This is a genomic window from Pseudomonas sp. IT-196MI5, assembly GCF_949767415.1.
Classification (GTDB): Bacteria; Pseudomonadota; Gammaproteobacteria; order Pseudomonadales; family Pseudomonadaceae; genus Aquipseudomonas.
This window is the reverse complement of the sequence record NZ_CATKPZ010000013.1, coordinates 54,163-66,572: the sequence shown is the minus strand read 5'-3', so window position 1 is coordinate 66,572 and position 12,410 is coordinate 54,163. Positions and strand designations below refer to the sequence as shown.

At 60.6% G+C, this 12,410-nt stretch carries 15 protein-coding genes; 11 read left to right on the top strand and 4 right to left on the bottom strand.

What is annotated here, in order from left to right; all coding sequences use genetic code 11:
* The first annotated feature begins 188 nt into the window (after nucleotides 1-188).
* From benA to ACM6IK_RS11720, 6 genes are all read left to right on the top strand, one after another.
* On the top strand, nucleotides 189-1,553 hold the full coding sequence (benA, locus tag ACM6IK_RS11745) for a benzoate 1,2-dioxygenase large subunit (RefSeq protein WP_414874447.1): 1,365 nt from the start codon (nucleotides 189-191) through the stop codon (nucleotides 1,551-1,553).
* Nucleotides 1,550-2,038, top strand: a complete 489-nt coding sequence (gene benB / locus ACM6IK_RS11740; protein ID WP_108218028.1) for a benzoate 1,2-dioxygenase small subunit — start codon at nucleotides 1,550-1,552, stop codon at nucleotides 2,036-2,038. Before benA ends, benB begins: the two co-directional genes overlap by 4 nt.
* Nucleotides 2,039-2,048: 10 nt before the next feature.
* On the top strand, nucleotides 2,049-3,062 hold the full coding sequence (gene benC, locus ACM6IK_RS11735) for a benzoate 1,2-dioxygenase electron transfer component BenC (RefSeq protein ID WP_414874446.1): 1,014 nt from the start codon (nucleotides 2,049-2,051) through the stop codon (nucleotides 3,060-3,062).
* Nucleotides 3,063-3,215: 153 nt separating this feature from the next.
* A complete protein-coding gene (locus tag ACM6IK_RS11730) occupies nucleotides 3,216-3,989 on the top strand; it encodes a 1,6-dihydroxycyclohexa-2,4-diene-1-carboxylate dehydrogenase (RefSeq protein WP_414874445.1) in 774 nt (257 codons plus the stop codon).
* 45 nt (nucleotides 3,990-4,034) lie between these two features.
* The gene (locus ACM6IK_RS11725; protein WP_414874444.1) at nucleotides 4,035-4,733 is read left to right on the top strand and encodes an alpha/beta hydrolase; all 699 of its coding nucleotides are present in this window, start codon (nucleotides 4,035-4,037) and stop codon (nucleotides 4,731-4,733) included.
* 117 nt (nucleotides 4,734-4,850) lie between these two features.
* Complete coding sequence (locus tag ACM6IK_RS11720) at nucleotides 4,851-5,051, top strand: DUF2188 domain-containing protein (protein ID WP_414874443.1); 201 nt, start codon at nucleotides 4,851-4,853, stop codon at nucleotides 5,049-5,051.
* 162 nt (nucleotides 5,052-5,213) lie between these two features.
* Here the strand turns inward: ACM6IK_RS11720 and osmE are convergent, their stop codons facing one another.
* Both osmE and ACM6IK_RS11710 read right to left on the bottom strand, forming a co-directional pair.
* Entirely contained in the window at nucleotides 5,214-5,564 is a 351-nt protein-coding gene (osmE, locus tag ACM6IK_RS11715) for an osmotically-inducible lipoprotein OsmE (protein ID WP_414874442.1), read from the bottom strand.
* Between the two features lie 13 nt (nucleotides 5,565-5,577).
* The gene (locus ACM6IK_RS11710) at nucleotides 5,578-5,817 is read right to left on the bottom strand and encodes a hypothetical protein (RefSeq protein ID WP_008021270.1); all 240 of its coding nucleotides are present in this window, start codon (nucleotides 5,815-5,817) and stop codon (nucleotides 5,578-5,580) included.
* Nucleotides 5,818-5,982: 165 nt separating this feature from the next.
* Here ACM6IK_RS11710 and ACM6IK_RS11705 point away from each other — a divergent pair, with 165 nt between their 5' ends.
* The 5 genes from ACM6IK_RS11705 (at nucleotide 5,983) to ACM6IK_RS11685 (ending at nucleotide 10,003) form a co-directional block, all read left to right on the top strand.
* On the top strand, nucleotides 5,983-6,168 hold the full coding sequence (locus ACM6IK_RS11705; protein WP_414874441.1) for a hypothetical protein: 186 nt from the start codon (nucleotides 5,983-5,985) through the stop codon (nucleotides 6,166-6,168).
* A gap of 99 nt (nucleotides 6,169-6,267) precedes the next feature.
* A complete protein-coding gene (locus ACM6IK_RS11700) occupies nucleotides 6,268-6,603 on the top strand; it encodes a hypothetical protein (protein WP_223546045.1) in 336 nt (111 codons plus the stop codon).
* 163 nt (nucleotides 6,604-6,766) lie between these two features.
* Nucleotides 6,767-8,056 carry an NAD(P)/FAD-dependent oxidoreductase gene (locus tag ACM6IK_RS11695; RefSeq protein WP_414874440.1) on the top strand — a complete coding sequence of 430 codons (1,290 nt, stop codon included), beginning with the start codon at nucleotides 6,767-6,769 and terminating at the stop codon, nucleotides 8,054-8,056.
* A gap of 25 nt (nucleotides 8,057-8,081) precedes the next feature.
* Entirely contained in the window at nucleotides 8,082-8,636 is a 555-nt protein-coding gene (locus ACM6IK_RS11690; RefSeq protein WP_007982493.1) for a helix-turn-helix domain-containing protein, read from the top strand.
* Nucleotides 8,637-8,656: 20 nt separating this feature from the next.
* Nucleotides 8,657-10,003 carry a glutamine synthetase family protein gene (locus ACM6IK_RS11685; RefSeq protein ID WP_414874439.1) on the top strand — a complete coding sequence of 449 codons (1,347 nt, stop codon included), beginning with the start codon at nucleotides 8,657-8,659 and terminating at the stop codon, nucleotides 10,001-10,003.
* Between the two features lie 308 nt (nucleotides 10,004-10,311).
* Here the strand turns inward: ACM6IK_RS11685 and ACM6IK_RS11680 are convergent, their stop codons facing one another.
* Together ACM6IK_RS11680 and ACM6IK_RS11675 are read right to left on the bottom strand one after the other, a co-directional pair.
* Nucleotides 10,312-11,670: a purine-cytosine permease family protein gene (locus ACM6IK_RS11680; RefSeq protein ID WP_414874438.1), complete on the bottom strand. Its 1,359-nt coding sequence runs from the start codon at nucleotides 11,668-11,670 to the stop codon at nucleotides 10,312-10,314.
* 5 nt (nucleotides 11,671-11,675) lie between these two features.
* Nucleotides 11,676-12,353: a cysteine hydrolase family protein gene (locus ACM6IK_RS11675; protein WP_414874437.1), complete on the bottom strand. Its 678-nt coding sequence runs from the start codon at nucleotides 12,351-12,353 to the stop codon at nucleotides 11,676-11,678.
* Between the last annotated feature and the right edge of the window lie 57 nt (nucleotides 12,354-12,410).

Below are 12,410 nucleotides of genomic sequence, written 5' to 3'. Positions count from 1 at the left end.
TGGATTGCTTCGCCCCTGTGGGAGCGAGCTTGCTCGCGATGGGGCCGGCACATTCACTATTGATGGCGCCTGACACACCGCCAGTGACTGCACAAAACGGATAGAGGTCTGCACACCGCGGATATTCCAGCCTGCCCCCCCGTCCTAGCATGACCCCTGCCTGAACAATAACAATGGAGGCGGCGGCCATGTCCCTGCGACCCGAATATTTGCTTTCCCTGCTTGAAGACGATCCCGAGCAGGGCCTCTATCGCTGCAAGCGCGAAATGTTCACCGACCCCCGGTTGTTCGACCTGGAGATGCAGCACATCTTCGAGGGCAACTGGCTCTATCTGGCACACGAAAGCCAGGTCCCCAATATCAACGATTTCTACACCACCACCATGGGGCGCCAGTCGGTCTTCATTGCGCGCAACAAGGACGGTGTACTCAACGCCTTCATCAACGCGTGCAGCCATCGCGGCGCGACCCTGTGCCGGCACAAGTCCGGCAACAAGAGCTCCTACACCTGCCCGTTCCACGGCTGGACCTTCAATAACTCCGGCAAGCTGCTCAAGGTCAAGGATCCGGCCAACGCCGGCTACCCGGCGAGCTTCAACTGCGAAGGCTCCCACGACCTGACCCGCGTCGCACGTTTCGAGTCCTATCGCGGCTTCCTGTTCGGCAGCCTCAAGGCCGATGTGCTGCCACTGGTCGAGCACCTGGGCGAGTCGGCGAAGATCATCGACATGATCGTCGACCAGTCGCCTGATGGCCTGGAAGTGCTGCGGGGTTCTTCGAGCTACATCTACGAAGGCAACTGGAAGCTCACCGCCGAAAACGGCGCCGACGGCTACCACGTCAGCTCCGTGCACTGGAACTACGCGGCCACCCAGAACCAGCGCAAGCAGCGCGAGGCCGGCGACAGCAATCCGACCATGAGCGCCGGCAGCTGGGCCAAGCAAGGCGGTGGTTTCTATTCCTTCGACAAGGGCCACATGCTGCTCTGGACCCGTTGGGCCAACCCCGAGGACCGTCCGCTGTACGAGCGTCGCGATGAGCTGGCGCAAGACTTCGGCAAGGCCCGCGCCGACTGGATGATCGAGAATTCGCGCAACCTGTGCCTGTACCCCAACGTGTACCTGATGGACCAGTTCAGCTCGCAGATCCGCATCGCCCGGCCGATCTCGGTCAACCGCACGGAAATCACCATTTACTGCATCGCCCCCAAGGGCGAGAGCGACCATGCCCGTTCCAGCCGGATTCGTCAGTACGAAGATTTTTTCAACGTCAGTGGCATGGCCACGCCGGACGACCTGGAGGAATTCCGCTCCTGCCAGACCAGCTATCAGGGCAGCGTCACCACCTGGAACGACATGTCCCGTGGTGCCGAGCACTGGATCGAAGGCGCCGACGAGGCGGCCAAAGAAATCGACCTGCATCCGCTGCTCAGTGGCGTACGCACCGAAGACGAAGGCCTGTTCGTGCTGCAACACAAGTATTGGCAGCAGACCATGCTCAAGGCCCTGGCTGATGAGCAGTCGAAACTGATCGCCGTGGAGGACGTGCAATGACCATCACCTACGACAGCGTGCGCGATTTCCTCTACCGCGAAGCGCGCTACCTCGACGACCGGCAGTGGGACGAATGGCTGGAACTGTACGCCCCGGACGCGACGTACTGGATGCCGTCCTGGGACGACAACGACGAACTGACCGAGGACCCGCAGCGGGAAATCTCGCTGATCTGGTACGGCAACCGCACCGGCCTTGAAGACCGCATCTTTCGCATCAAGACCGAGCGCTCCAGCGCCAGCGTGCCGGACACCCGCACCTCCCACAACATCAGCAACATCGAGCTGCTCGAACAGGCCGACGGACTGTGCAAGGTGCGCTTCAACTGGCACACCCTGAGTTTTCGCTACAAGACCGTCGACAGCTATTTCGGCAGCAGTTTCTACACCCTCGACGTGCGCGGTGAAAACCCGTTGATCAAGGCCAAGAAAGTGATCCTGAAGAACGACTACGTTCGTCAGGTCATCGATGTTTACCACCTGTGAGGCGGCCGTCATGACCCATTCCATTGCATTCAATTTTGAAGACGGCGTCACCCGGTTCATCGATGCCAACGTCGGCGAAACCGTGGCCGATGCCGCGTACCGCCAGGGTATCAATATTCCGCTGGACTGCCGCGACGGTGCCTGCGGCACCTGCAAGTGTTTTGCCGAAGCCGGCACCTACGACTTGGGCGAGGAGTACATCGAAGACGCCCTCAGCCCTGAAGAGGCCGAGCAGGGTTTTGTCCTGACCTGCCAGATGCGCGCCCAAAGCGATTGCGTGGTACGCGTACCGACATCCTCCGAAGTCTGCCGCACCCGTCAGGCCAGCTTTGAGGCCACCATCAGCGCCGTGCGCCAGTTGTCCGACAGCACCATCGCGCTGTCGATCAAGGGCGAGGCCTTGAGCAAACTGGCGTTTCTGCCGGGGCAGTACGTGAACCTGGGGATTCCCGGCAGCGAGCAAACCCGCGCCTATTCCTTCAGTTCGTTGCAGCGCGATGGCGAGGTCAGTTTCCTGATCCGCAACGTGCCCGGCGGCCTGATGAGCAGTTTCCTGACCGGCATGGCCAAGGCCGGTGACAGCATGAGCCTGGCAGGTCCCTTGGGCAGCTTTTACCTGCGGGACATCCGTCGGCCGCTGTTGCTGCTGGCCGGAGGTACCGGGCTGGCACCGTTCACCGCGATGCTGGAGAAGATCGCCGAGCAGGGCAGCGATTATCCGCTGCATCTGATCTACGGCGTGACCCACGATTTCGACCTGGTGGAAATCGACCGCCTCGAAGCCTTCGCCGCGCGCATTCCCAACTTCACCTTCAGCGCCTGCGTCGCCAGCCCCGAGAGCCAGCACCCGCTCAAGGGCTACGTGACCCAGCACATCGAGCCCAGGCATTTGAACGATGGCGACATCGACGTCTACCTGTGCGGCCCGCCGCCGATGGTCGAGGCCGTCAGCCAGTTCATCCGCGAGCAAGGCATCGCGCCTGCGAATTTCTACTACGAAAAGTTTGCTGCCAGCGCGGCTTGAGTCGCGCACAAATAGTCTGCTTGGCAAAGATCCAATGTGGGAGCGAGCTTGCTCGCGATGAGGCCGGAACATTCAACATTGATGTCGCCTGTGAGGCAGTTATCGCGAGCAAGCTCGCTCCCACAGGGGTTGTTGGCATCCTTCGAGGTACACATGAACAGATTTCACGAAAAAGTCGCACTGATCACCGGCGCAGCCCAAGGCATCGGGCGGCGGGTGGCTGAGCGCATGGCCGCCGAAGGGGCAAAGCTGATCCTGGTGGACCGCTCCGACCTGGTGTTCGAAGTCCAGCAACAACTGGCCTCGACCACCCAGGTGCTGGCCCTGACCGCTGATCTTGAACAATACGAGGAATGCAGCCGGGTGATGCAAACCGCCGTCGAGCGCTTCGATCGCCTCGACGTGTTGGTCAATAACGTCGGCGGGACGATCTGGGCCAAGCCGTTCGAGCACTATGAAGCGTCGCAGATCGAGGCCGAGGTTCGCCGTTCGCTGTTCCCGACCTTGTGGTGTTGCCATGCGGCGCTGCCATTCATGCTGGAGCAGGGCAGCGGGGCGATCGTCAACGTATCCTCCATCGCCACCCGTAGCCTCAACCGCGTGCCCTACGGTGCGGCAAAGGGTGGGGTCAATGCATTGACCGCTTGTCTGGCATTCGAAACCGCCGGTCGTGGCGTGCGGGTCAACGCCACTGCACCGGGCGGCACCGAAGCACCGCCGCGACGCATACCCCGCAACGGTGCCGAGCAGAGCGAGCAGGAAAAGCTCTGGTACCAGCAGATCGTCGACCAGACCCTCGACAGCAGTTTGATGAAACGCTACGGCACCCTGGATGAGCAGGCGGGGGCTATTCTGTTTCTGGCCAGCGACGAAGCGTCCTATATCACCGGCATGGTCATGCCCGTGGGCGGCGGCGATCAGGGCTGAGGCGAGCGACAGACAACTCCATCGGCAAACAACGGAGTCATGGTGATGAGTGACAAACCCACGATCGTGCTGGTCCATGGTTTTTGGGGCGGCGCTGCCCACTGGAACAAGGTCATCGTCAAATTGCTCAGCCGGGGTGACACGAACATTCGTGCCGTCGAGTTACCGCTGACTTCGCTGGCCGATGATGCCGAGCGTACGCGCAAGATGGTCGCCCAGGTGCCGGGGCCGGTGCTGCTGGTGGGGCATTCCTATGGCGGTGCGGTGATCACTGAAGCGGGTGATTTGCCGAATGTGGTTGGCCTGGTGTATATCGCCGCGTTCGCGCCGGACGCCGGTGAAAGCCCCGGTGGCATCACGCAACGGCATCTGCCCGCGGCGGCGGCCAACCTGGCGCCCGATAGCGACGGTTACCTGTGGGTCAAGCCAGAGCTCTATCACGAAAGCTTCTGTCAGGATCTGCCGGCGACCGAAGGGTTGGTCATGGGCCTCACCCAGAAAGCGCCGCTGGCGAGTACCTTCGGTGACACGATTGGCACGGTGGCCTGGAAGACAAAACCATCGTGGTATCAGATTTCGACCGGGGACCGGATGATCGCTCCACAAAACCAGCAATGGATGGCCGAGCGGCTGAATGCCCGGGAGATTCTGACCTTGACTGCCAGCCATGCGTCCCTGGCGTCGATGCCCGCCGAAGTGGCGGCATTGATCGACAGGGCAGCGACGGCGTTGGCCAAGGGGTAGGGGCCAAGCGCATCCGGATTCGGGAATCTTCGTGGCGATATCTGGTCGGTATTTTGGAGAAGGGCGGGTGTAAGGTAAGCAAGCCAACTTGATATCGCTGCCCAGGAGGAGGTGACTATGAGCGTTCCAATGCTGAACAAAATGCACATGAACGGCTATGACGTACTCAGAGTGAGCAATGGGCCCTGGCGGGTATGTACCCAGGGTGACCGACTGGGTTCATTTGACAGTCGGGAAGAAGCACTGGCGTTTGCCGCGTCGCTGCCCGGCTACAGGGCTCGTGCCGGCAGGCCTGCGCAAAGCCATCAAGCAAAGTGAAGTCCAGGCCCGAAGCCCCGGTGCTCCGGTAATCTCCTGTAGGAGCGAGCTCGCGATGGTCGCTAACGATGACGCGTGTTTCCTGGCTAAACTCGGCGCGCTGGAGTCCATCGTCGGAACGCCGCCCGGAGCAAGCTCGCTCCTACAAAGTCCTCGAGGGCGCTAGTAGCCACCGCCTCCGCTGGGGCGGGAGGGTTCTCGGGCCTTTTGTTGCACGTGGCTCCATTCCGCGCACGTCATAAAGCTTTTGTGGTCGACCATGCCCCGGCCGTCAAAGCTGACATTGTAAGCTTGTTGATGGCCGGCCTGAGTCAGTTTGTAGTCAAAGCACGTACCGGGTTCGACGGTACGATCAGTGACCGACAAGGGCTGGCCACCGATTTGCCGGACTTGCTCCTGGCTCATGCCGGTGTCGACTTTCGCAACCAGCGGCTGGTCCTGGTAGATCGAGTTGGTGCTGCAGCCTGCCAACGCGGTCAGTGCGACAACCAGCGTGAATAGAGGCCTGTTCATGGCAGCGCTCCCGCTATTGAGCCTTGTTGCGGCTAATGACCTTGGCTTTCACTTCCTCGGCATAGCCGGACAGTTTTTCTTCATCACCCTGAAATAAAGAACACAGTCTTTGCACGGCTTGCGCGTCGGCCTCACTCCCGAGCAGACGCAATTGCTGCTCGATGCGCAACAGCTCCACGGCCGACCAGCGCAAATCTGACGCAAGCCCTTGCAGATCACGCCGAAGTTCCTGTTCCGATTCGTTAAGCCACATGATGACCTCCTGAACTCTGCACACCGAAATTTTAGACCTGTTTGCCGCGCCGGATGTTGTATTCGTCTGAATCCGCGGGGTTTCCTTTGGTCGGGAAAACTACAGCGAACGAGAAAATAAGCTGTCCTACTCAAGAGTCGGTTTTTCCTGCGGGGGTGACGTCAAATGACCGCAACTGATGATTTCAGGGCCAAGGCCCGGGAGTTGATCGCTGACCTGGAGGAGGCGACCAATGAGATGATGCAATTGGTATCGGCCCGTCAACTCAGTGGGCCGCAATGGGAGCAGGTCAAACAACGCCAGCATGAAGCCTACGAAAGATGGATGGATTATCTGAATTCAAGGAACTAACCGGGGCAAGCGATATCAATGACAGTCGCTGAATCGTTGGGGATGGCTGTAGGGACGACGGCAGGCTACATTTTCTTATTTAACATTAAAGGAAGCAGCATGCGGATGTTGATGGGGGGAGTCGCACTGGCATTGCTGGCCGGGTGTTCATTGCCGGCGTCGCTGGTACCGGGCGAGCCGAATGTCAGCAAGCACAGCGCGAAGACGCCAAAAGTGTATGCGGCGTGCGTGTTGCCTGCCTGGCAAAAGGAAGTATCGAATACCACCCAGGTTTCGATATCCAATGGATTCAGGATCACCGCGCCCAGCGTGATCACGGCCGACGAAGTGCTGGATATCGTGAAGTACAAGGACGGCAGCCGGATTTCGCTGTATCAGGGGCCACCCTGGGCCAAATCCGGCGACCTGCGCAAAATCGTGCACGACTGCTTGTAAGCGCAGATGAGTGAAAATCGGTCGCCGACCGTATTTTCGCCCGAATCGAGAAAAAACCGGATGCCTGGCGTGCATCCGGTTTTTTTTTGCGCGTCATTTGCCTATGTGAAATTTACCGTGTATTTTTTCATGAAATTAAAAATACAAAATTTCACGAGGCCGTATGTTTCAGCAATCCACCCGGCATGTCGCCAGTTACTACGCCCACACCTGCGCCGATCGTCTGGTCGATCGAGCTGCACTGGAAGGTGAGCACGACACCGAAGTGCTGATCATCGGAGCCGGTTTCAGTGGTTTGCACACGGCTTTGCGCCTGGCGCTGGCCGGCAAGCGCGTGACCTTGCTCGAAGCCAGCCGGGTGGCCTGGGCTGCGTCCGGGCGTAATGGCGGGCAGGCGATTCTCGGTTGGTCGTGCGACATGCCACCGCTGGAAGCGGCGCTGGGTTACGAACGGGCACGGCGACTGTGGGACGGCATGCGCTGGGCTGCGCGCGAACTGCGTGATTTGCCCGGCCGCCATGGGTTCGATTGCGACTACCGCGCCGGCCATCTCTGGACTTCGGTGATGTCGCGTCGGGTTGGACTGCTGACCGAGTGGCAACACGAGGCCAGTCACAAGTGGGGTCACCACAAACTGCAATTCATTCCACGGCAACAGTTGCCGGAATGGGTGGCCAGCGAGCGTTATCAGGCCGGCTTGTTCGACCCCGAGGGCGGGCATCTGAATCCGCTGAAACTGGCCCTCGGCCTTGCCGATGCGATTGAGCGGGCCGGCGGCCGCATTCACGAGCAAAGCAAGGCGCTGAGTTATGGCGAGGAGGGCGACGGGTTTGTGGTGACGACCGAGCGCGGGCGTATTCGCGCCGATGTGCTGGTGCTGGCGTGCAACGCCTACCTCGACCGGCTCGACCCGCAATTGGCCAGTTGCGTGTTGCCGGTCGGGACCTATCAGGTCGCGACTGCGCCGCTCACCAAGGACCAGGCCACGGCGCTGCTACCGAGCAACGTGTGCGTGACCGACAACCAGTTCGTGCTCGACTATTTCCGGCGCACCCCGGATAACCGCCTGCTGTTCGGCGGCGGTTGCACTTACCTGGGCGGGATGCCCAAGGACATCGCCGCGGCGACCCGGCCGTTCCTGGAGCGCGTGTTCCCGCAACTCACCGGCGTCGGGCTGGAGTTTGCCTGGGGCGGCCACATCGACCTGACCCTCAAGCGCACGCCGGATATCGGACGGCGGGGCGATCTGTACTGGATGCAAGGGTATTCCGGGCATGGCGTGCTGCCGACACTGGCCGCGGCACGGGCGGTGTCCGAGGCGATACTCGGTCAGCCCGACGAGCTGTCCCTGTATCAGGGCCTGAACAACGGCAGTTTTCCCGGCGGCAAATACCTGGCCGCGCCGCTGGAAGCCATCGGCAAGGCCTGGTATCGACTGCGCGACAGCATTTGAAGCGACACTTTCTGGAAGCCTCTGGATGGACATGCAAGAAGAAATCTCGGCGCTGGCAATCCTGATCCAGGACCTGCGCAAACACAAAAAGTACACCCTGAAGGAACTGGCGGACAAAATCGGTCGCTCCGTGGGTTTTCTGTCCCAGGTCGAGCGCGGCCTGTCTCGCCCGACGGTGGCTGACCTGACCGCCATCAGCGAAACCCTGGGGGTGCCGACCACCTATTTCTACAGCCTGCCCAAACCCATGGCCTTGTCCTGGGTCACCCGCCCGGACGAGCGCCGCACGCTGTACTACGCCGACGGCATCACCGACATCCTCGTTTCGCCAAAAATGCGTGCGTCCTTTTCGATGCTCGAAAGCCAGCTCGAGCCCGGCGCCAGCAGCGGCGACCGGCACATGAAGGACAGCTCGGAGCAGGGCGGTTACGTCCTCGAAGGGGAGCTGACCCTGTGGCTCGATGACAACGAACCGGTGACCCTGCGTCCCGGCGACAGCTTTCAACTGGCCAGCCATGCGCACTGCCGCTACGGCAACCTGTCCGATCAACTGACCCGTGTGCTTTGGGTTTACACCTGAGAACAACAAGGAATAAATCGATGGATGCTGTGTGCTCTGAACTGCTGGCCGAGGTTCGCAACTTCCGCCACTGCAACCCCGAAGTGCGTTATGTCGACCTGATCTCCCTGGATATTCCGGGGCATTTCTACGGCAAGCGCTACCCGATCGAGATGCTGGAAAAAGTCGCTGCCGGCAGCGCACTGAAACTGCCGCAGAACTGCGTGCTGCTCGGCACCCAGGGCGGGCTGTTCAAGATCGGCGATTACTGCTTCAACGATGGTGACCCGGATGCGCTGCGCCGTTTGGTGCCCGGCACCTTGAAGCTGGTGAGCTGGGAAAAGCAGCCCTTGGGCCAGATGTTGATCACCTCCGACGGCACCGAAAAACCCATCGAATTCGAACCTCGTGAAGTGCTGGCGCGGGTGCTGGAGCGACTCAAGCGCAAGGGCATTTTCCCGGTGGTGGCCTTCGAGCTGGAGTTTTACCTGTTCGACAGCCACCTGAAGGACGGCTTGCCGCAGTTCCCCCGTGATGAGCTGACCGGCGATGCCGACGATCAGCCGAACATGCACATCGAACGCTTGTCGCGCTTCGCCCCGGTGCTCGATGAAATGGTCGAGACCGCGCGAGCCCAGGGCGTCGATGCCACGGTGATCACCGCCGAACTCGGCCCGGGCCAGTTCGAAATCAATTTCGGCCATTGCGATGACGGCCTGCGTGCCGCCGACTGGGCCGCGCTGTTCTGCCGCAGCACCCGGGGTGTGGCGCTCAAGCACAACTACCGCGCCAGCTTCATGGCCAAACCCTATTTGCAGCACCCCGGCAGCGGCATGCACGTGCATGTCAGCCTGTATGACCAGGCCGGCAACAATCTGCTGGCGGCGAACGGCCAGCGGGCGCTACGTCATGCGGTGGCCGGTTGCCTGGAAGTGTTGCCGCACTGCATGCCGATCTTTGCCCCGAACCACAATGCCATGCGCCGCTTGAGCGCCACGGTGAACGTCGCGTCCCGCGCCAGCTGGGGCTTCGAGGATCGCGATGCGTGCTTGCGCATACCGGAGTCGGACGTCAAAAACCTGCGCATCGAACATCGCCTGGCGGGCGCCGATGCCAACCCGTATCTGGCGTTGGCGGCGATTCTGGTGGGGCTGGAGCAAGGCCTGGAAGGGGAGCGCGAGCCGATTGCGCCGCTCAACGAAGACCGCAGCAGTGGCATCGACTTTCCGTTGGAAATGCTCGAAGCGGTGCAGGCCCTGCAAAGTCATTCACCGCTGCGCGAAGGCTTGGGGGCGGAGTTTGTGGACGTCTACTGCGAAAACAAGCGTCAGGATCATCTGGCATTTCTGCATGATATCAGCGCACGGGAGTATCGCTGGTTCCTCTAGTCGTCCTTAAAAAACATGTGGATATTGAAGGGGTTAGAAGGATTAGTAACTGGATAGTGAATAAAAATATCTTGTTACAGGCCGAAATATTCCGTAATATCCGCGCCGCGTTCACCACCACGGTTTATGCATTTTTAAATCCCGGGCGTCCATCAGCTGCCTGGGATTTTTTTTGCCTGAAATTCCGTACGCGGGGCGAAGGCTGTAGGAGCCGGCTTGCTGGCGAACCGGACGACGCGGTGTGTCAAGCAGGGCGCATTCGCTGGCAAGTCGGATCGCCGCACCGCAGCTCCTACAGGAGATCTTCGTTATGCGGACTCTGCCACCGGCGCACGCTTGCCGAGCTTCATCAGCCAGTAATAACTCAACGCTGGCACCAGCAACCCGACTACCCACGCCAGATCCACCCCGTCCAGCGCCGTGGCCATCGGGCCGACGTACAACGTGGTGTTCATGAACGGGATTTCCAGGGCAATCGCCAGCAGGAAACTGCCGCAGGCAATCCGGTTGATGCGCCCGTAGATCCCGTTCAGGTCGAAGATGTCGTCAATCCGGTACTGACCTTTGCGCAGGCAGTAGTAGTCCACCAGATTGATCGCCGTCCACGGGATCAGGAAGTAGCTCATGAAGAAGATGAAGTTGAGGAAGAAGTTGATGAAGTCGTCCTGACTGATGGTGCACAGGGCCGTGGCCACCAGGCTGATCAGCAGCATGAACACACCGCGTACCCGCGGGGTCACCTTGAGCCGGGCAAAAGGCTCGATCACGGTGATGGTCGACATGAACGCGCCGTACAGGTTGAACACGTTGATCGACACCTGGCCGTAGACGATGAAGGCGAACAACAGCACCGCGCCAGCGCCGAACAGACCGGCGACATGCCCGCCAACGTTGCTGGAAAAGTCGCTGATGCCGACGCTCAGGATCGCCCCGAGAATCATCATCCACGCGCCGCCGCTGACCGTGCCGGCGTAGCTGTACCAGAACACCTGGGCGGTCGGCGTGCTGCTCGGCAGATAGCGTGAATAGTCGGCGACATAAGGCGCGTAGGACAGTTGCCAGGTCACGGCAATGCTCACCGCCACCAGAAACTTCGACAACGAGAAGCCGATTGGCAGCCATTGTTCGGCCGGGATCGGCAACTGCAAGGCGAGCACCGTGGCCGCCACGAACACCACCAGCGACAGAATCGACAGCAGCTTCTGCAAGCGGTGAATCAACCGATAGCCATAGAGCGCGACGACGAAGCACAACGCGCCGATCAGGTAGATATTGCCGGACATCGGCAGCGGGCTGACCGACTCCAGTGCCTGGGCCGCGAGCAAGGTGTTGCTGACGAAGAAGCCCAGGTAGATCAGCATCACGAACAGCAGCGGCAACACCGCCCCCAACACACCGAATTGCGCCCGGCTCTGGATCATTTGCGGAATGCCCAGCTTCGGTCCCTGTGCCGAATGCGAGGCCATGAAAATCGCCCCCAGCAACGAGCCGATGATGACTGCCAGCGCACTCCAGAACAGGTTGAGCCCCATCACCACCGGCAACACGCCGGAGGCGATGGTGGTGATGTTCATGTTGGCGCCGAACCAGATATAGAACAGCGAACCCGGTTTGCCGTGACGTTCGGTTTCGGGGATGAAATCGATGCTTCTTTTTTCGACTTGCATGGCGATCACTCCTGAGTCCGGACGAGACGGGATTGCAGACGGGCGATAGTGCCGGGCAGCTCATGGAGCTGGTGGGCAAACAGGTCCGGGCGCTCGGGGATCAGGCTGACGTAATCGAGTTGTTGCAGGGCGCGCAGGCACTCGGCCGTGGTGAGGATTTCCAGCGAATAGACCCAGTTGGCCATGATCAGCAGGGCCGAGTAATGCCCGGCCTCGGAGGTCGTGGTGCAGGCATCGCTGACCAGGCGCACGCGATAGCCCAGGGCGAAGGCATCGAACACGCTGGTGAGCACGCAGACGTCGGTCAACACGCCACAGACGATCAGCGTGTCGACCTCCATTGCCTTGAGTCGGGCGTCGAGGTCGGTGCGGTGAAAGGCACTGTAACGGCCCTTGTCGATGATCAATTCACCGGGCTGCGGCGTCAGCGACTCGATGATTTCCATTTGCCGGGTGCCGGCGCGGTAACTGCCGGGGCCACCGTCGGCGGCCAGAGGTTCGCCGTGGGGCAGGTCACTGCCGTCGGCCTGATTGATGTGGCGGGTATAGATGACAGGCATCCGCTGATGGCGGGCGGTATCGAGCAGGGCGGCGGTATGGGCGACCACCTGGTCGAGGTTTTCCAGGACGAAGCCGTCCTCCTGCTGCATGTCGATGATCAACAGCGCGTTGTTATTGTTCATTGGGCAAACCTGATCAAGGCGAAACACGATGCACCGTACGCGCCATGCAATGGCGGG